Genomic DNA, 17443 nt, shown 5'->3' on the forward strand with positions numbered 1-17443 from the left:
CGCTCAGCTTACCCGGCTGCGAAACAGGACCGGCGCAAAACGAGCTGCGAACAACAGGAATGCTCCGCTCCAGGCCGCTCCGCCGCATACGAGCATCGCCGCGTAGAGCTCACCCGAGAACAACGCTGCGACGCGCAGGGCCGCTCCGACCGTTACAAGCACATATATGGCGACAATCCACCGGTCGGCCACGATCGCTCGGCCGGTGTGTCCGAGGCTCGCCCGCGTCATGACGGCAAGCGTCATCGTGCCTATGGCGCCGGCGGTCAGCGCGTGGACCGCAGCCTGATCGGGTACGGCCCCGCCGGCCGCCGAAAGCCCCATCAGGACTAGCGACGCGGCAAGCCAACCATATCCGAGATGCAGAATGAACAGGATGGGTTCGCGCATCGTTGCCAGACCGCGCCAACGCCAGAGCCGCGCGGCGAGCAACGCTCCGGCGGCACACAACAACATGCCGACGGTCCGCTCACCTGGAAATACGACGGTCCCGCCCATTGCCAGCGCGGTTGTGAGCAACGCTGCGTTGTCGAGAGCGCCGAACGGCGCCGGGAGAGAAGCCGCACCGCGTTTTGCCAGCCAGTTGCGGGTAAAACTCGGAACGATCCGGCCGCCGATCAGGGATATCAGCACCGCCGCGACGGCCAGTGCGAGATCCTGACCAAGATTGCCAGCCAGAACGCCGGCATTCGCGAGATGGTCGAGCGCATTCGCGAGCCCGAACAGCGAGATCATCAGCGCCACGGGCGCGTTTTTCCAGTTCCGACCGGCCGCCACCTCGCGCCATATGGCAAGGCTGAGAAGAACGGGAAAGGCGAGATCGATCATCAGGGTCAGCCAGGGGTTCGGCACGAAAAGGCATGCGACCCTGCCTGCGAGCCAGATCAATACCAGCACCAGCAGCGGGGCGCCGCTCAGCGGTAGCCGGCCCGTCCAGTTCGGCACGGCGGTCAGGGCGAAGCCGGCGATCACAGCAGCCAGGTATCCGAACAGCATCTCATGCGCATGCCAGCGCAAGCCTCCGAACGGGCCGCCGATTTCCCACCCGGAAAAATAGACCCATAACCAGGCCGGTATCGCCAGACCGGCGTGCAGCGCGGCAAGGAAGAAGAACGGTCGAAAACCGTAATGAAGGACAGGCGGGGTCGCCCTGATACGGCCGCGCCAGTCACGGGAGAGATCGCCCGACCTGATTGCCGCGCGGGGAACGGAACGCTCACCCTGCGCCACCCTGGGGCGATGCTGCGTCATGCGTTCGGCCGCCCGGCGGCCTGCATAGCCAGTACGGCGCCACGGGATGCGAAATCGGCGATGTCCTGAAACAGGGCCGATACCTCCGCAAAGGCAGTGCGGTCGGGTTCGTCCGGGGTCAGTTCATCGAGTTCGCCCAGAAGGGCAAGAATGACGACGATCGCATCCCGCATCCCGCGAGCTTCAGCAAGGCTTTTGACCCGCCGCGCCTGTTCATCCTCCGTGCCGACGCGGTCCAGCAGATCGTTTGCAGTCTGCCGGCAGCCACAGTCGAGATTGGCTTCGGCAAGTCCGCGCCGCAAGCGGCCAATGACCGTCTCGCCAGGTACCTCGGCGACCGAGCCGACTTGTGAGCGCCTGTTTCGCACGACGTCATCCTTTGCCGGTACCGGAGAACATTGAGGTCAATCCGCGTTGCAGCGCGGACTTCACTTTCGCAATGAAGGCCGGTTCCTCGCGCACCAGGCGAAAACCGAGATGGTCGGGTGGAGTGCCGACCGCGCAGCCGCCGCTCTTTCCGTCGCGCACGAAGCTCGACATATAGGTTCTATGCTGGCCTTCCATGACGTAGACGCCGCAGTTCTCGATCGCGCCTCGCACGCTTCCGTCAACCGGGTCGAGCGTCACGCGCTCGTAGCACGTCGATGTCCATTCCCAGACATTGCCGCCGAAATCATCCATGCCGAGCGAATTCGATCCAAAGTGACCGCGCCGCTTCGGTTCGGGGTCGGGAGCCCGGTTTGCGGCAACTTCCTCGCGATATTGGCGCAGCCAGCGGATAGCGGGGTTCGAGGGATCGTCGGCAATGGCGGAGTATGAGTCGCCGACAAACCGCTCCGCCGACGCGACGGCGAGCTCAAGCGCCGTCGGAAGCCGCCAGCTTTGGCCGGTCGCCGCGGAATACCAGCGCGCATAGGCATGTGCGTCCAGCCAGTTGACGCCGGTGACGGGAACATCCACCTGCCCAGGCCTCGCGGCGGCTGGCTGACATGCGCCATCGTCAACGCATTCGCCATAGTCGGCAAGACTCACCTGCTGCTTCATGATGCGGAATGCATCGACCGCCCTCACCTCGCTTGGCGCGGCAGCCGGACGCCCGTCAGCCAGAAACTCGCCGGGAAGCTGGTAGTCGATGGCCGCAGCCGGGATCTCGACGGTGACTGCGGCATCTCGCCCGGAGGCCGGCTCGCCGGCGAGGCCGATCAACGCCACCGGTACGGCCAGCGCCGCGGCGGCACCGAGCACCGCCTCCATTACGTGATGATGCATGACCGTTTCTCCGTCGCGGGACCCGGCCCAAGGGCCGGGTCCTCGTAATCGCGACTCAGTTGATGGGGATCGGGCCGGGTGCTTCGACCTGCTTCATCAGATCGTCGTTCCAGTCGCCCTCGACCAGGAAGTGCGCGGTGGCGCCAAGTTCGACAGCCTCGATGAGGTTGTGGTTGACGTAGGCATACACACCCGGCTGCAGGAAGGTGTAGAGCGCAGCGCCGGCCGAACCGCCACGGATGAACCAGGTTTCCAGGTCCTTTGCCGGCGGATTGGCGAACTTGCCTTCTTCCCAAACATAGTCGCCATGACCGCCAATGAGGTGCGGACGGGTGTCCCGGTTGGCCTGGCTGTGAACGATCAGGACCGTTTCACCCACCTTTGCCTTCATGGCGTTCTCGCCGGTCAATGCGCCCTTGGCACCGTTGAAGACAACGTGACTGGGGACCAGGCCCTTCATGACCTCAAGCGTGTCGGCATAGCTTTCGCCGTGGCTATCATAAGACTTGAAGTCACCGTTCTCGTCGCGCGGGATGTAGAAGTCGTTTTCGCCGATGTAGAACACCTTGTCATAGGCGATCGGCTCACCCTTGTCGTTCTTCAGCCCGTCGCGCGGCAACACCATGATGGTGCCGCTCATGCCCGAAACAACATGCCACGGGATCATCGGGCCTTCCGGCGCACAGTGATAGACGAATGTGCCGGTGCGGGTAGCCTTGAACCGCAACTTGACCTGTTCACCCGGGTTGATGAGCGTCAGTGCTCCGCCACCGAGCGCGCCCGTAGCCGCATGGAAGTCGATGTTATGCGGCATCGAGTTGCTGTCGGGGTTGATGAGGGTCAGTTCGACATAGTCCCCTTCATGCACCACCATCATGGGGCCCGGGATCGATCCATCGAAGGTCATTCCCTGCAGGGTTGTGCCTTCATCGTCGATTACAACGGGCTTCTCCACGATCGGCATAATAAATTCGACCACCTTGGGACCGGTGGTCGCCACCTGCTCATGCGCATGAACGAAAGGCGGTGCGACGAGCGTAACCTTTTCGCGCGGCAGTGCCGCGATTTCAGTCTCATTGGCAGCAGCGGACAGAGCCGGCATCGCGGCCAACATGGCGGCAGCCGCCACTCCCATCAGTGCCTGACGACGCGTGAACATCTCGGTTCTCCTTGTGGTCCGTCATTGTTGATGGACCGAACCTAGACCTTTGCCCGCGGACGCTCTTTGCGATGGAACAAATACAACTCATTTGCGTTGCGCATGCGATGCCGCCTGCACCAGGCGCTCACCCAACATTACAGACCGATTCCATCGGTGTTCGCTGTAGGCGTTGTCTGGCCACTTTCCCGCCCCATTGCGGCGACACTCGACAGAACAACCGAATCCCCAAGGCACCTCAAATCATGAATTCACGCTTTCCGCTCGCAGCGGCGACGCTCGCTCTCGTTTTGTCCGCGCCTGTCGCCGCGCACGCTCTGCCGCAATGCGGCTCCGCATCCTGGTACGCACTGCACTCACGGACCGCGTCGGGAGAAATGATGAACCCCGCCGCCATGACAGCCGCGCACCGGACGCTGCCCTTCGGCACCAAGGTTCAGGTCACCAATTCCGGCAACGGCCGTTCTGTCACAGTGCGTATCAACGACCGGGGTCCATTCATCAAAGGGCGCATCATCGACCTGTCGAAGGCCGCGGCCCGTGAACTCGGTTTCCTGCGCGCCGGCCACACCAGGATCTGCCTCGAGCACGGCTGAAGGCGAAGCACTACAGCGCTGCGCGCGGCTCGGCCTTGCCGCGCACTGGAATGCCGGCGAGGAATGTCATGCCGCCATTCGGATCTGCCAGGCGTTCGTCCTCGGTCTGGTTTTCCCGCGCCGACGTGACCACAAGCCGGTCCAGCGCCGGCCCCACGAAGGCGGGACACGAGACCTGCTTCGCCGGCATGTCATATTGAGCGATCCGTTTGCCGGCCGGGTTGTAGACATCCAGACGGGCGCAGCCCCAGCGCGCGTTCCAGATATTGCCGTCGGTATCGCAGACGGATCCGTCGATGCCGCCGCCTTTGCCACGTTCGTCGACCAGCAACGCCGGCTCCGAAGTAGGCAGGCCGGTCGCCGGATCGCATTCGACGCGAAACAGAATGTTCTTCCCGGAATCGGCGTAATAGGCGACGTCGCCTGCGGGTGAGAAACAGATCGAATTGGGAATGCTGACATCCGGGAAAAGACGGCGCGTTTCGCCGGCGCGGTACCAGTAGATCGAGCCAGCGTGCTTTTCGGCTTTCTTGCCCATGGTGCCAACCCACAACGCGCCTGACGGATGCACTCTGGAATCGTTGGAGCGCGTTCCAGGGCTGTCTGCTTCGATCGGCGCGACAAGCTCCAACCGGCCACTTGCGCAGTCGCGGACATGCAGCCCGGTTTCGGTCGCCAGCAACTGGCGCCGCTCGTCCACGATCGCTATCGCCGATGCGAGCAGCGGCAGGTCGTGGGCGACTTCGGAGCGGTCCGCTAAACGATATTCGATGAGTTTGCGGCCGAGAATGTCGAGCCACCACAGTGTGTCTGTCGTGGGATCGTAGCTCGGGCCTTCGCCGAGCTCACATTGCGTGTGAGACAGTACTTCTACTTGTGCGTCCGACATTTTCTCCTCCGCATCAGCGGAGACTAGCGGCAAACGCGGCTCACATCACCCCGCCATCGACGATCAGCGTCTGTGCCGTTACCGCGCCCGATGCCGCCGAGGCCAGGAACAGGCACGGGCCAACCATGTCGGCCGGCGAGAGACGCCTTTTGAGGCATTGGCGGCCCTGAACATGAGCCTCGATATCATCTTCGGTGAGCCACAGAGCCATCTGCCGGTCGGTGACCACCATCCCCGGCGCGATGGCGTTGACACGTATTCCGAAGGGGCCAAGCGCGCCGGCCATGCTCTTGGTCAGGCCGATGACACCGGCTTTCGCGGCGGCGTAGGCGGGGTATTCGCCGCCATTCAGCATGAAGGCGATCGACGAGAAATTGACCACGGTGCCGCGGCCAGCTGCCTTCATGTCCGGCAGCGCTGCCTGGATCGTGAAAAAATGCGGCCTGAGGTTTACCGCGTGGTTCATATCCCAGCGTTCGGGGGTCACATCGGCGATGATGTCGCGGTCGTCGCGGGCCGCGTTGTTGACCAGCACCGATATGGTGCCGTGCGCACGTTGCGCCTGTGCCACTGCTTCGCGCAAGGCGCCGATGTCGGTCAGGTCTGCGTGCAGGAAAAGCGGCCTGATGCCGGTTTTCCGTTCCAGCCTGCCGCACAGCTCCTCGCTTGCGTTACGGTCGATATCCACGAACGCCACACGCGCATTCTGACGGACGAAACCTTCCGTAAGCGCCGCTCCTATGCCCGATCCGCCGCCGGTGATCAGCACCGACGCATTCGCAAGGTCCTGGTGGAGAGGAAGTTCGTTCACGGGTTCGGGCAGCGCCGGCTACGATATATTGGCGGTCTGCGGCGCACGCAGCGTGTTGCGCAGGTAACCCAGCGTCGCCTCGGCGTTGCTTGGCCTGCCGAACAGGAAGCCCTGCCCGCCGGCACAACCGAACTGTTCCAGCCTCGCCGCCTGGCCCTCATCCTCAATGCCTTCGGCGACAACATCCATGTTCAACCCTTCGCACATCGCAAGAATGGCTCGGATGATGTGTTCGGAGGGTTTGTCGTCGAGGATGGATGAGACAAAGGCGCGGTCGATCTTGAGCTTGTCGAAATTGAATTCGCGGAGCCGGCCGAGCGACGACTGGCCGGTGCCGAAATCATCCAGCGAGATGCGGGCGCCGATGCGACGTAGATCGTTGACGATCTTCTCGGCAGAGGCCGGATCGGTCATCAGACCTGTCTCGGTGATCTCCACTTCAAGGCGACGCGGGTCGAAGCCAGTGCGGTTGAGGATCGAAAGAATTTGCAGGCCGGTGTTCTGGTCGACAAGCTGCGACGGCGACAGATTGAACGACAGGAACAGATGTTCAGGCCATGCCCGGGCGGCCTCGGTCGCCTTGCGCAGCACCAGCTGCGACAGCGGCGCGATAATGCCGCGCTCTTCGGCGATGGGAATGAAGGTCGCCGGCGACACAAAACCCAAGTCGCGGTCGGTCCAGCGCGCCAATGTCTCGAACCCGATCGTCTTGCGCGAAACCAGGTCGACGATTGGCTGGAAATGCGGCTCGACTTCGCCGGCCGAGACCGCTCGGCGCAGCGCCTGCTCGATGCGCGTGACGCGCTTTGCCGCCTCTTCCATTTCGCGGGTGTAGACGACCACCCCGCCGCGGCCGGAGCGCTTGGCGTGATAAAGCGCGGTTTCGGCCTTGTTGAGCAAGTGCGCGGTGGTTTCGTCGCCGGAATAGAACAACGAACAGCCAACCGAAGCCGACAGACGCGCCGTGCGTTCACCGATGTCGTAAGGCGCCGACAATATCTCGATCAGCATGCGGGTCTTTTGCGATATGGCATCCTCGGAAAAGACCATGGGATAAAGAAAGGCGAACTCGTCGGCACCGACACGCGCAACGGTTGCGCTGTCGTCCATCGCCGCGTTGAGGCGCAAAGCCACCTGCTGCAGGATAAAATCGCCCGCGGCGCGGCCGAACAGATCGTTGATCGGCTTAAAACCGTCGAGGTCCAGCAGGCCGACGGCAAACGGCGCCGGATCGTCCGCGCGCTCACTGATCAGCCGGTCGATCTTGTCCTGGAGGCGGCGGTGATTGCCCAAACCGGTCAGCGGATCGGTAAACTCCAGATCCGCAGGGTTCGAGGCCATCGCCCTGTTTTGTATTCTATTACTCATCAGACACACAGCCAGACTTCGCAATACAAACTGGTATGATGGATAACCACTTAAGATTTCGTATCAATTTGACGTGTTGTCTGCCTCGGCATTGCTAGCGGCCGCGAACGACGCGAAATAATTCCAGCCCGGATGCTTGATCTCTTCGGATGGGTTCGAGCCAGTCCGGTATCTGCCGGTCGGACAGGGCGGCAAGCAATCCGGCAGGAAACGCCTCTGAAAGCGTCCGTGTTTCGTCGTTGCCGCGGCAATGTGCGACAAAGCCGATCTTGAATTCCCCGATCATGGAACGCGCTGCAGCCGGGTCCGAGGTGAGGGCGCGCAGCGCTGCGAGATTGCCTTCGACGTTGCGGTGATACGGCCCTGCCAGAGCCCGATGGCCGGTATTGGCCAGCACAGCCGCGCCGAGATTGGAGATGACCAGAACGGTCGCCGGCGGGAGCGCGGCAAGAGATGCGTAGTCCGCCGCGGCATTACAGTCGCCGCCGGGCGCGGCAGCTGCAGCCGGCTCGTGCGGCCCGGCGATGCGCGCGACAGCCATGTTCCAGACGATGTTGAATGATGCCAGCCAGGCAAGCGCCAGCAGCAGCGTGTAGACCGGGCCGCCACGAATGGCAGCGACGGCGCGGGCGCGGGCAATCAGCAGGGAAAGCGGAATGGCAGCCAGTGCCACGGAGAAAATGGCGCCACGCACCTGCCACAAAGACACTGCGGCCGCGCAGGCGATCATCGCCCCGAGAATGAGTGCGCTGCGCCGCGAGCCCGGATCCAACATCGCACGCCATGCCAGAAAGGCGAGCGCGAGCACCGGCGTTGCAAAATAGCCCGCAGCCTCGCCGGGTTTGGCGGCAGAAAGACCGAGAACACCCTGCGCCTCAGAAACCCAGTCGAGCCAAAAGCGCTTCAACAGCGGGTCGAGCGAGGCATATGGATCGGCCAGGCACGCCGGAAAGGCCAGGAGCGCGACACCGAGCGTGACCGCGCCAAGGCACGCCAGGGCAAGTGCACGCCGCTGCACAGTCACGCCGAGCGCTGTTACGAGCGCGCAGACCGCAAGGCCGAGGCCAGTGAGTATTGCGGTGCCGGCCTGGGCGCCCGACCAGGCATCGCACGCAACCGAGGCCCATAGGCGCGGCGGAAGGGTGACCACCGTGACGAGCGCGGCGGTGGCTGCAAATCCAATACCGAAACCGGCAGCTGTCTCACGCTCGGAAGCGCCATAGACCAGATAACAAAGCGCAAGTGCGGCTGCCCCCGCCGCAACCAGCGGCGCGGTTTCCATACCCACCGCCAGCGACAGGGCCGCCAGCGTGCCCGCAGCGGCGCCACCGCTCGATCCTGGCCGGGCAAGGAGCGCGGCGACCATGCCAAGCACCAATGCCAGCTGCACGTTGTGATGGTCGAAGGAGCCCGGCGCGAAGATGCCCATGAAATGCAGCGCCGCCAACGCCAGCACCACGGCGGGAAAGGCCGCCTGCGAGCCACCGATACTGCGCGCCGCCCGGGCCGTAAAATAGAGGCAGAGCGCGAGCAGCAGGCCCGGCCAGAGATAGGCTGCGATCGCCTCCGAAACAGGCCCGTTGCCCGTGACCTCCCGCATGGCGGCGATCAATATGGCGATCGGCGCATCGACAAGCCGCGACCAGTGCATTTCGAAGCCCGGTTCCGGCCCCATACGATACTGAACAAGGTCGAACCAGCCCTGCCCCGCGAGAAGGTCGCGCACCTGCACCAGCCGCATGAGACTGTCGGAATCGCCGCCGGACCGGACAAGCTTGCTGGCGTCCTGCAGCCAACTCGCCAACAGCGAACCCGCCGCTCCCGCAAGTGCCATTGCGGCATCGGCACCGCGTGCAGCCGTCCGCGGCTCGTCTCCGCCTGTTCCGCTCGTCGATATCGCCTGCAAAAACCGGCCCCCCGCAGGGTTAAACGTAGCTTTAACCGCTTCAACAAATAGTAAAGCGCGAAGCGCGCCGGCGGCGGCGCAACCGGAGACCGTCATGAGCCTTGCCATCCTGCCCGATGCCCGCATTGCGGTGCTCATCCCCTGCTACAACGAAGAGCACACGATCGGCGAAGTGGTGAGCCGGTTTCGCGAGGCGCTGCCGGGTGCGGCCATCCATGTCTACGACAACAATTCGTCAGACCTGACGGCGCTGAAGGCACGGGCGGCGGGCGCACTTGTCGTGCGCGAGCCGCGCCAGGGCAAAGGCCATGTGGTGCGGCGCATGTTTGCCGATATCGAGGCCGACATCTACGTCATGGCCGACGGCGACGGCACCTATGCGCCGGAAGACGCACCGCAACTCATCAATGCCCTTCTGACGGAGGGGGCGGATATGGCGGTGGGTACGCGCCGCGGCGTCGGCGACGATGCCGGACGCACCGGCCACGCCTTCGGAAACCGGTTTTTCAACGCCGTCTACCGACAGCTTTTCGGCCGCGAATTCACCGACATTCTCTCCGGGTACCGCGCCTTCACACGCCGCTATGTGAAAAGCTTCCCGGCCGTTTCCGGGGGCTTCGAGATCGAAACCGAAATGTCGGTTCACGCATCGATGCTGAAGCTGCCCGTGTGCGAAATCGCACTCGACTACGGCCGCCGGCCGCCCGGTTCGGCCTCGAAGCTTTCGACCTTCGGGGACGGCTTCAAGATATTGTGGATGTTCGCGATGCTGATGAAGGAAACGCAGCCGCTGCGGTTCTTCGGCGCGATTTCGTGCCTTCTGCTGGCGACGAGCGTGGCGTTCATGACGCCCGTGCTGCTTGAGTATTTCACAACCGGGCTGGTGACGCGCCAGCCGACATGGGTGCTGTCGATCGGGCTGCTGCTGCTTGCCACCGTTGCATTCGCTGCCGGGCTGATCCTGGATTCAGTGGCGCGGGGCCGCGCCGAACAGAAACGGATATTCTATCTCAGCCTGGCTAGCGCCCGCGGCGACCGCGAGCGGCAGACGGAACCACGCAAGGCGGCCTGACGGCAAACGGAAAATCATTCCTCGACGCATCCTCCCCAAGGCGCTATCTCGGCTGAAGACTGGCCAGGACGGCCGCTCTCGCCACGCTTTTCCGGGGACCCTGAATGCCGTTGAAAATCGCCGTGCAGATGGATCATGTCGGCACCGTTTCGATTGCCGGCGACACGTCGTTCGCGCTTTCGCTTGAGGCGCAGCGGCGCGGACACGAGCTGTTTCACTACACGCCCGACCGGCTGACCATGGAGAACGGCCAGGTTTTTGCGCGGGTCGAGGAAATGTCGGTACGCGACGAGGCCGGCAATCACTACACGCTTGGCGAACCGGTGCGCACCGATCTGGCGGAAATGGACGTCATCCTGCTTCGGCAGGACCCGCCATTCGACATGAACTACATCACGACGACGCATATTCTGGAGCGCATTCACCCCAAGACCCTGGTGGTGAACGACCCGGCCTGGGTGCGCAACAGTCCGGAAAAGATCTTCGTCACCGAATTTCCGGATTTGATGCCGGAAACGCTGATAACCCGAGACGCGGCCGAGGTGGCGGCGTTCCGCAAGGCTCATGGCGACATTATCGTGAAGCCGCTCTACGGCAATGGCGGCGCCGGCATCTTCCATCTGCGGGAAGACGACCGGAACCTGTCATCGCTGCTCGAAATGTTCACGCAGATGTTCCGCGAGCCTTTCATCGTGCAGCGTTATCTCAAAGACGTTCGCAAAGGCGACAAGCGCATCATCCTTATCGACGGCGAGCCGGTGGGCGCGATCAACCGCGTGCCGGCCGAGCACGATTCGCGCTCCAACATGCATGTCGGCGGGCGCGCGGAAGCGACCGGGCTGACAGAACGAGAGCGCGAAATCTGCGCGCGCATCGGCCCTTCGCTCAGGGAGCGCGGCTTCATTCTAGTCGGTATCGACGTGATCGGCGACTACATGACCGAGATCAACGTCACCTCGCCCACGGGCGTGCGCGAGGTCAAACGCTTCGGCGGCGCAGATATCGCAGCTTTGTTCTGGGATGCCGTGGAAAAGCGGCGCAGCTGACCCGCTGAACCGGAACATCTGTTCCCGCTTTACAATCGGTTGCAACCGTATTGCACCTTAACCGCTAGTTTGTTCTTGTATTGTTCTTGATGCTGTGCTTCTGTGCGTTACAGGGGCTCGCGAAGAACACATCCGTGCACGTGAAAACAGGCACGGTTCGGGAGCTGCCATGGTTTCTCATGTCCGTACCGTCGCGTTTCAGGGCGTCGAGGCCGTTCCGGTCGACGTGCAGGTGATGGTCGCGCCGGGCAAGGTCGGCATGCAGATCGTCGGCTTGCCCGACAAGGCGGTGGCGGAAAGCCGCGAGCGGGTGCAGGCGGCACTGCATGCATCCGGCCTTTCGATGCCGGCGAAGCGGGTGACAGTGAACCTCGCGCCTGCGGATCTACCAAAGGAAGGCAGTCACTACGATCTGCCCATCGCGCTGGGACTGATGGCTGCGCTTGGTGCAATTCCGGGCGATTCGCTCGCCGGCTTTGTGGTTCTTGGCGAACTTTCGCTGGATGGAACGATTGCGCCGGTGGCGGGCGCGCTGCCGGCCGCAATAGGGGCCAATGCGGACGGCCGGGGTCTGATCTGCCCGCATGGATGCGGGTCGGAAGCTGCATGGGCCGGGGCGGATATCGACATTATCGCGCCGCGCAGCCTGATCGCGGTGGCAAATCATTTCCGCGGCACACAGGTATTGTCCCGGCCGGAAGCGGCGATCCGCGAACTGGCGCGCAACCTGCCGGACCTTGCCGATATCAAAGGGCAGGAGAGCGCTCGGCGGGCGCTTGAGGTTGCAGCCGCCGGCGGCCACAACCTTCTCATGGTAGGGCCGCCCGGTTCGGGCAAATCCATGCTGGCGCAACGGCTGCCGTCCATCCTCCCGCCGCTGGGCGCCCCCGAGCTTCTGGAGGTTTCGATGATCGCCTCGATTGCCGGCACACTTGCCGACGGCAAGCTTTCGGACCGGCGGCCGTTTCGTGCGCCGCACCACTCGGCCTCGATGGCGGCCATGGTGGGCGGCGGCCTGCGGGTGAAGCCCGGCGAGGTGTCGCTCGCGCATTGCGGCGTGCTTTTCCTCGACGAGTTTCCCGAGTTCACGCCGCAGGTGCTCGATTCGCTCCGGCAACCGCTGGAAAGCGGCGAATGCATGATTGCGCGCGCCAACCACCGCGTGACCTATCCGGCCCGCTTTCAGCTGGTGGCGGCAATGAACCCCTGCAGGTGCGGCATGGCGGGCGAACCCGGACACCGTTGCGCGCGCGGCGCGCGTTGCCAGGCAGACTATCAGGCGCGCATTTCAGGGCCGCTGATGGACCGCATCGACCTCAGGATCGAGGTGCCTGCGGTTTCGGCAACCGACCTCATTCGCCCGGGGCCGTCCGAAGGCAGCGCAGCCGTGGCCGAGCGCGTGGCAAGGGCACGGCACATCCAGTGCGAGCGGGCTGTCGAACTCGGCCAGGCGGCCGCCGTCACAAACGCCTCGCTATCGAATACGATGGTTGAGAAACTCGCTGCCCCGGATGCCGGTGGCGCCAGCCTGCTTGCGGATGCCAGCGAGAAATTCGGCTTTTCGGCCCGCGCCTATCACCGCATTCTCAAGGTGGCGCGGACGCTGGCCGATCTCGACGGCACAGACACCGTCGGCCGCGTTCATTTGGCGGAGGCGATTTCGTATCGAATGGCGGGAGAGAAACTTGCCCGGCAGGCCGCCTGACATCGAGCGAACGAACCGGCCCGTCAGTCGACAGAGCCGACCAGTGTTTCGTTTTCGTCGTGCAGCGAGACCCAGCGGCCGGTGTGATAGCTCGCCTGGCGTTTCAGGAAACGATAGCCGGTTTCGCGCCAGCCGCGAACATCGTCGCGCAAATTGTCCAGGATGAGGTCGCCGCGGTGCGTGCGCACCGTCAACACGGCGTGGCCTTCGCCATCGGGCTTGCGCACCACCGTGATCAGCAGGTTGGAAAGCGAGATGCCGGCCCGGTTGAGCTCGCGCCGCTTCAAAAGCGCATAGTCTTCGCAATCGCCGGCGCCGATGTCGGGGTAAGCCCAGACCTCGTCACGGCCGTAAATGTCGATATCGTTGAGCGGGCGGACACTGCGGTTGATCTCGACATTGACCGCGGCAATGCGGTCCATGATCGCCTGCGTCAGCCGCAGCGGTCCGCGGTCGCGCGGCCGCACCGCGCACTCGGCCGGGTTGGCCTTACAGAATTCGTAATGGCCGATCGGCTGGGAGGTCTGGCGGCCCGCAACCATCGAACTGAGATCGCCCGCACCTGCCTGGCCGCAACCAAACAAGGCCAATGAAACAAGGCCGACTGCCCGCAACGCCGCGGCGCGATACCCAATACCCATGACCTCGAAACCCCGAGCCACACTCCCCGTTAACAAAAAATTAAGGGTGAGGACCGGCCGGAGTCAATTCGAGAGCCAAGCAAGTTGTGGGAATGGTTACTTCCGCAGCGGCATCAGGCGCGCTTGGTGGCGGGCCGCTTCTTTTGCGCCGGCTGTGTCGACTTCGCATTGGAACGGATGAAGTCCAGTATCCGCGGCGCAATATCGGCCCGGAAGCGCGACCCGTTGAACACGCCATAGTGCCCGACCTTGGGCTGCATATGGTGGGCGCGCATGCGGTCGGGGATGTTCACGCACAGATCGTGGGCCGCCTTTGTCTGGCCGAGGCCGGAAATGTCGTCATTCTCGCCCTCGACAGTCAACAGAGCGACATTGCGCACGGCGGACGGATCGACCAGCTCGCCGCGATGGGTCATCTCGCCCTTAGGCAGTGCGTGGCGCACGAACACCGTCTCCACCGTCTGAAGGTAAAACTCTGCGGTCAGGTCCATTACCGCCAGATATTCGTCGTAGAACTCGCGGTGTTTCTCGGCTGAATCGCCATCGTCCTTCACGAGATGCATGAAGAAATCCTTATGGGCGATCAGATGGCGGTCGAGATTCATGCTCATGAAGCCGGAGAGCTGCAGGAAGCCGGGGTAGACAGGCCGGCCGAAGCCCGGATGCGGCCAGGGAACGGTGGTGATGACACTGTCACGAAACCAGTCCGTGCCCTTTTCTTCCGCCAGCAGGTTCACGGCGGTCGGGTTGCGCCTGGTGTCGATCGGGCCACCCATCAGGGTCATCGTGGCAGGTGCGGCTTCGTCGCCCCGCGCCTCCATGACCGAAACCGCGGAAAGCACCGGCACGGAAGGCTGGCACACGGCAATGACATGCGTGTCCGGCCCCAGCCAGCGCAGCATGTCGATGACGTAGTCGACATAGTCATCGAGATCGAAAGGGCCATCCGCAAGCGGCACCATACGCGCGTCGGTCCAGTCGGTGATGAACACCTCGGCGCTCGGCAGAAACGTCTCCACCGTTCCGCGCAGAAGTGTGGCGTAGTGGCCCGACATCGGAGCAACGATCAGTATTTTGGGATCGGGGCGGCGGTCGGCGGGCAAATTGCGTTCGAAATGGATCAAGTTGCAGAACGGCTTCGACCAGACGGTCTTTTCCTTTACGGGCACACGAACGAAATCGACCCTGGTTTCCGTGATACCGAACTCAGGCTTTGCGTAGCGGCGGGTGGTACGCTCGAAAAGTTCGGCGGCGCCTGCAACCGAGCGTCCGAAACTGGTTTGCGAAGCCGGGTTGAGCGGGTGGCTGTAGAAAAGCTTCACCGCGTCGGCCAGCGCCCGATAGGGTTGCAGCGCGGCATGGTTGAGCTCGTACATCTGGTAGAACATTGCGCTTCTTAACCCCAGTCGCCGTCCGGCATATGCCAAAAATGCGCGGATTCAGCCCGGCATTTGTTATGTGGCAAAGCTATGCGCAGATTTGCTGCGGCGCAACAAGAAACGGCGGAATGGGCAATATCGGGATCAAAACGGCACTTAATCGAACGAAAACTGCATGATAAGCCGCTCATCCGGCTCAATTCCGTGTGGAATTTCCGCCCAAAACGCCTCTGCTAGACAAGGCGGCGCATCGGCCACCGGCAATTCGCGGAATCCCTGCGATTCGTAGAACGGCTGGTTAAACGGCACCGTTCTGAAGGTTGTCAGGCTGACGCCGCGAACGCCGGCTTTCATGCCGTGGGCAAGTACCGCCTGCACGAGCGCACCTCCCAGTCCTTTGCGGCCATGGGCGGGATCGACCGCCAGTTCACGCAGATGAAGGTAGTCCGCCAGTGGTCGCGCCAAGGCGAATCCGACGGGGGACCCGTCCGTATCCGCGGCCACGTAGACGCTGCCGCCATCCAGGACAGCACGCAGCTGCTCCACATTATCGAAACCGTCCTCGGCGATCCGCGGATAGCCGTGGGTTGCGAAAAGCCGCCCGGCTGCATTTTCGACCTCGACGAGGCGCGGATGATCAGCCGGCGTTCCGGCACGAATGAGATATCCCGGTGGGCAATCAAAGCGGCCTCTGGCCGGCAGCGGCGTGGCGCCGCCGCCCGGTGTCACCCTTCGAAACCCTCGACCACCACCATTTCAGCGTCCGCAACTTCCTGCCGGATGGCCTTCGCGGCCTGATACTCAGCCGAGTTGTAGCAGTCGACCGCGGCCTGATGGGACGGGAACTCGATCACGACATTGCGGGCGCGCACTGCTCCTTCCAGAGCGGTGTATTCGCCGCCGCGCGCCAGAAACCGCGCGCCGAAGCGTTCGAAGGCCGGTTTCGCGGTCGACACATAGTCCTTGTAGCGCTCCGGGTCGCGCACATCGACACGTGCAATCCAGTAACCTTTGGGCATGTCTTTCCCCTGCATTCGCGCCGCGCTACGCGGCGGCCATCTCTTCCAGAATTGCGGCAGCGGCAGCCTTGTGATCGGCCGCGGCAACCACCGGCCGCGCGACCACAAGGTGACTTGCGCCGGCGCGCAGCGCATCTGCCGGCGTGGCGATGCGCTTCTGGTCGCCGGCGTCGGCGCCCGTCGGCCTGATGCCGGGCGTTACCACCGCCATTTGCGGACCGACGATAGCGCGCAGCCGTGCGGCTTCGGGCGCGGCACATACGATGCCGCCCATCCCGGCCTCACGGGCCTGCCCGGCGCGGCGCGCGGTCAGCGTCGCTGCGGCTTCGGCATAGCCAGCCTCGGCGAGATCGGAATCGTCCATGGAGGTCAGAACTGTAACGCCAAGCAGGCACAGGCCCGACCCGCTTGCTGCGGCCACAGCGGCGCGCATCGCCTTCGGGTAGGCATGGATGGTGAGCATGTTGACGCCCAGTCGCGCGACGCTTTCGACGCCCTTGGCCACCGTATTGTCGATGTCGAGCAGCTTGAGGTCGAGAAACACCTTCTTGCCGTCCTCGACGAGATCGCGCGCCAGCTCAAAGCCGCCGGCATATGCAAGCTGGTAGCCGATCTTGTAGAAACCGGCCGTTTCGCCGAGCGTTTCGATAACCTGCTCGGCTTCGGCAATGCTTGGCACGTCGAGCCCGACAATCAGCCGGTCGCGCATTTCGTTCTGTATCACCATCATATTTCCACCCTCGTGCTCAGGAGTCGCGCATGTTCAATCAGCGAGCGGCACAGCCGCTGCATGCCCTTGCTCAGCCGCTCGGCAACGAAATTGCCGTCTTCGTCAAATGCTTCGGCCCCGTTAGGCACCGAAACCTGCGGCGCAATCACTTCCATCTGGATATGCGCCAGAACCGCGCGCAGATGGTTGGCGCTGCGGATGCCTGCGAAATGTCCGTCCGAGGACGAGCAAATGCCAACAGCCCGCCCCGAATAGGGCTTCAGCGGCTTGCCGCCATCCTGGCTGATGCGGCTGACCCAATCGATGGTGTTCTTCAGGAGAGGCGGCATCGAGCCGTTATATTCCGGCGTACAGATGAGAACCGCATCATGGGCTGCGAAAAGCCGCGCCAGCTTGTAGGCGTTTTCGGGAATGCCCTTCTCCGCCTCCAGATCCTCGTCCATGATCGGCAAAGGGTAATCCGCAAGCGAAATGCGGGTTACGTCGGCGCCCTGCTTCGCCAGTTCATGCTGTGCGATATCTGCGGTCTTGCCGGAATAGGCGCCGGATCGGATCGACCCTGCGAAAACGAGAATCTTCGGTATCATGTGCAGATATTCACC

At 63.3% G+C, this 17443-nt stretch carries 18 protein-coding genes; 4 read left to right on the plus strand and 14 right to left on the minus strand.

Annotated features, from left to right (window positions below; genetic code table 11):
- Nucleotides 1-3: 3 nt before the first annotated feature.
- The 4 genes from EP165_RS06085 to nirK are packed head-to-tail and all read right to left on the minus strand — an operon-like array spanning nucleotide 4 to nucleotide 3679.
- On the minus strand, nucleotides 4-1251 hold the full coding sequence (locus EP165_RS06085; protein WP_127520579.1) for an NnrS family protein: 1248 nt from the start codon (nucleotides 1249-1251) through the stop codon (nucleotides 4-6).
- Nucleotides 1248-1619: a P-loop NTPase family protein gene (locus tag EP165_RS06090; RefSeq protein ID WP_127520580.1), complete on the minus strand. Its 372-nt coding sequence runs from the start codon at nucleotides 1617-1619 to the stop codon at nucleotides 1248-1250. The genes EP165_RS06085 and EP165_RS06090 overlap by 4 nt, the downstream gene beginning before the upstream one ends.
- A 4-nt stretch (nucleotides 1620-1623) precedes the next feature.
- The gene (locus tag EP165_RS06095; RefSeq protein WP_127520581.1) at nucleotides 1624-2520 is read right to left on the minus strand and encodes an SUMF1/EgtB/PvdO family nonheme iron enzyme; all 897 of its coding nucleotides are present in this window, start codon (nucleotides 2518-2520) and stop codon (nucleotides 1624-1626) included.
- 55 nt (nucleotides 2521-2575) lie between these two features.
- Entirely contained in the window at nucleotides 2576-3679 is a 1104-nt protein-coding gene (gene nirK, locus EP165_RS06100; protein ID WP_127520582.1) for a copper-containing nitrite reductase, read from the minus strand.
- Nucleotides 3680-3924: 245 nt separating this feature from the next.
- Between nirK and EP165_RS06105 the strand changes: the two genes are divergently transcribed.
- Nucleotides 3925-4275: a septal ring lytic transglycosylase RlpA family protein gene (locus tag EP165_RS06105; RefSeq protein WP_127520583.1), complete on the plus strand. Its 351-nt coding sequence runs from the start codon at nucleotides 3925-3927 to the stop codon at nucleotides 4273-4275.
- Nucleotides 4276-4285: 10 nt separating this feature from the next.
- Here the strand turns inward: EP165_RS06105 and EP165_RS06110 are convergent, their stop codons facing one another.
- From EP165_RS06110 to EP165_RS06125, 4 genes are all read right to left on the minus strand, one after another.
- Nucleotides 4286-5164, minus strand: coding sequence for an SMP-30/gluconolactonase/LRE family protein (locus tag EP165_RS06110; RefSeq protein WP_127520584.1), 879 nt, complete (start codon nucleotides 5162-5164; stop codon nucleotides 4286-4288).
- A 40-nt stretch (nucleotides 5165-5204) separates the two neighbouring features.
- The gene (locus tag EP165_RS06115) at nucleotides 5205-5975 is read right to left on the minus strand and encodes an SDR family NAD(P)-dependent oxidoreductase (protein ID WP_127520585.1); all 771 of its coding nucleotides are present in this window, start codon (nucleotides 5973-5975) and stop codon (nucleotides 5205-5207) included.
- A gap of 18 nt (nucleotides 5976-5993) precedes the next feature.
- Nucleotides 5994-7343 (minus strand): putative bifunctional diguanylate cyclase/phosphodiesterase, encoded by a 1350-nt coding sequence (locus EP165_RS06120; RefSeq protein WP_127520586.1) that lies wholly within the window; start codon nucleotides 7341-7343, stop codon nucleotides 5994-5996.
- Between the two features lie 94 nt (nucleotides 7344-7437).
- Nucleotides 7438-9177, minus strand: coding sequence for a GtrA family protein (locus EP165_RS06125; protein WP_127520587.1), 1740 nt, complete (start codon nucleotides 9175-9177; stop codon nucleotides 7438-7440).
- 166 nt (nucleotides 9178-9343) lie between these two features.
- Here EP165_RS06125 and EP165_RS06130 point away from each other — a divergent pair, with 166 nt between their 5' ends.
- From EP165_RS06130 to EP165_RS06140, 3 genes are all read left to right on the plus strand, one after another.
- Complete coding sequence (locus EP165_RS06130; RefSeq protein WP_127520588.1) at nucleotides 9344-10321, plus strand: glycosyltransferase; 978 nt, start codon at nucleotides 9344-9346, stop codon at nucleotides 10319-10321.
- A 104-nt stretch (nucleotides 10322-10425) separates the two neighbouring features.
- A complete protein-coding gene (gene gshB / locus EP165_RS06135) occupies nucleotides 10426-11367 on the plus strand; it encodes a glutathione synthase (RefSeq protein WP_127520589.1) in 942 nt (313 codons plus the stop codon).
- 169 nt (nucleotides 11368-11536) lie between these two features.
- Nucleotides 11537-13072, plus strand: coding sequence for a YifB family Mg chelatase-like AAA ATPase (locus EP165_RS06140; RefSeq protein WP_127520590.1), 1536 nt, complete (start codon nucleotides 11537-11539; stop codon nucleotides 13070-13072).
- A gap of 23 nt (nucleotides 13073-13095) precedes the next feature.
- Here EP165_RS06140 and EP165_RS06145 read toward each other — a convergent pair whose 3' ends face one another.
- The 6 genes from EP165_RS06145 to EP165_RS06170 all read right to left on the minus strand — a co-directional run bounded on the left by EP165_RS06145 (nucleotide 13096) and on the right by EP165_RS06170 (nucleotide 17434).
- Complete coding sequence (locus tag EP165_RS06145; RefSeq protein ID WP_127520591.1) at nucleotides 13096-13713, minus strand: transglutaminase-like cysteine peptidase; 618 nt, start codon at nucleotides 13711-13713, stop codon at nucleotides 13096-13098.
- Nucleotides 13714-13826: 113 nt separating this feature from the next.
- Nucleotides 13827-15101, minus strand: a complete 1275-nt coding sequence (locus EP165_RS06150) for a polyhydroxyalkanoate depolymerase (RefSeq protein WP_127520592.1) — start codon at nucleotides 15099-15101, stop codon at nucleotides 13827-13829.
- A 147-nt stretch (nucleotides 15102-15248) separates the two neighbouring features.
- Entirely contained in the window at nucleotides 15249-15821 is a 573-nt protein-coding gene (locus EP165_RS06155; RefSeq protein WP_245440037.1) for a GNAT family N-acetyltransferase, read from the minus strand.
- Nucleotides 15818-16111, minus strand: coding sequence for a DUF1330 domain-containing protein (locus EP165_RS06160; RefSeq protein WP_127520593.1), 294 nt, complete (start codon nucleotides 16109-16111; stop codon nucleotides 15818-15820). Before EP165_RS06160 ends, EP165_RS06155 begins: the two co-directional genes overlap by 4 nt.
- 25 nt (nucleotides 16112-16136) lie before the next feature.
- Nucleotides 16137-16838 carry an orotidine-5'-phosphate decarboxylase gene (pyrF, locus tag EP165_RS06165; RefSeq protein ID WP_245440038.1) on the minus strand — a complete coding sequence of 234 codons (702 nt, stop codon included), beginning with the start codon at nucleotides 16836-16838 and terminating at the stop codon, nucleotides 16137-16139.
- Nucleotides 16838-17434, minus strand: coding sequence for an NADPH-dependent FMN reductase (locus EP165_RS06170; RefSeq protein WP_127520852.1), 597 nt, complete (start codon nucleotides 17432-17434; stop codon nucleotides 16838-16840). The genes pyrF and EP165_RS06170 overlap by 1 nt, the downstream gene beginning before the upstream one ends.
- Nucleotides 17435-17443 lie beyond the last annotated feature (9 nt).

It is taken from the genome of Mesorhizobium sp. Z1-4, assembly GCF_004000235.1.
GTDB lineage: Bacteria > Pseudomonadota > Alphaproteobacteria > Rhizobiales > Rhizobiaceae > RCIO01.

Excerpts from the sequence above, each read along its gene's own strand:
- EP165_RS06160 (WP_127520593.1), bottom strand. The coding sequence starts at position 16,111 with ATGCCCAAAGGTTACTGGATTGCACGTGTCGATGTGCGCGACCCGGAG.
- EP165_RS06095 (WP_127520581.1), bottom strand. The coding sequence starts at position 2,520 with ATGCATCATCACGTAATGGAGGCGGTGCTCGGTGCCGCCGCGGCGCTG.
- EP165_RS06120 (WP_127520586.1), bottom strand. The coding sequence starts at position 7,343 with ATGAGTAATAGAATACAAAACAGGGCGATGGCCTCGAACCCTGCGGAT.
- EP165_RS06105 (WP_127520583.1), top strand. The coding sequence starts at position 3,925 with ATGAATTCACGCTTTCCGCTCGCAGCGGCGACGCTCGCTCTCGTTTTG.
- EP165_RS06085 (WP_127520579.1), bottom strand. The coding sequence starts at position 1,251 with ATGACGCAGCATCGCCCCAGGGTGGCGCAGGGTGAGCGTTCCGTTCCC.
- EP165_RS06150 (WP_127520592.1), bottom strand. The coding sequence starts at position 15,101 with ATGTTCTACCAGATGTACGAGCTCAACCATGCCGCGCTGCAACCCTAT.
- EP165_RS06130 (WP_127520588.1), top strand. The coding sequence starts at position 9,344 with ATGAGCCTTGCCATCCTGCCCGATGCCCGCATTGCGGTGCTCATCCCC.
- gshB (WP_127520589.1), top strand. The coding sequence starts at position 10,426 with ATGCCGTTGAAAATCGCCGTGCAGATGGATCATGTCGGCACCGTTTCG.
- EP165_RS06125 (WP_127520587.1), bottom strand. The coding sequence starts at position 9,177 with ATGGCACTTGCGGGAGCGGCGGGTTCGCTGTTGGCGAGTTGGCTGCAG.
- nirK (WP_127520582.1), bottom strand. The coding sequence starts at position 3,679 with ATGTTCACGCGTCGTCAGGCACTGATGGGAGTGGCGGCTGCCGCCATG.
- EP165_RS06145 (WP_127520591.1), bottom strand. The coding sequence starts at position 13,713 with ATGGGTATTGGGTATCGCGCCGCGGCGTTGCGGGCAGTCGGCCTTGTT.
- EP165_RS06140 (WP_127520590.1), top strand. The coding sequence starts at position 11,537 with ATGGTTTCTCATGTCCGTACCGTCGCGTTTCAGGGCGTCGAGGCCGTT.
- pyrF (WP_245440038.1), bottom strand. The coding sequence starts at position 16,838 with ATGGTGATACAGAACGAAATGCGCGACCGGCTGATTGTCGGGCTCGAC.
- EP165_RS06110 (WP_127520584.1), bottom strand. The coding sequence starts at position 5,164 with ATGTCGGACGCACAAGTAGAAGTACTGTCTCACACGCAATGTGAGCTC.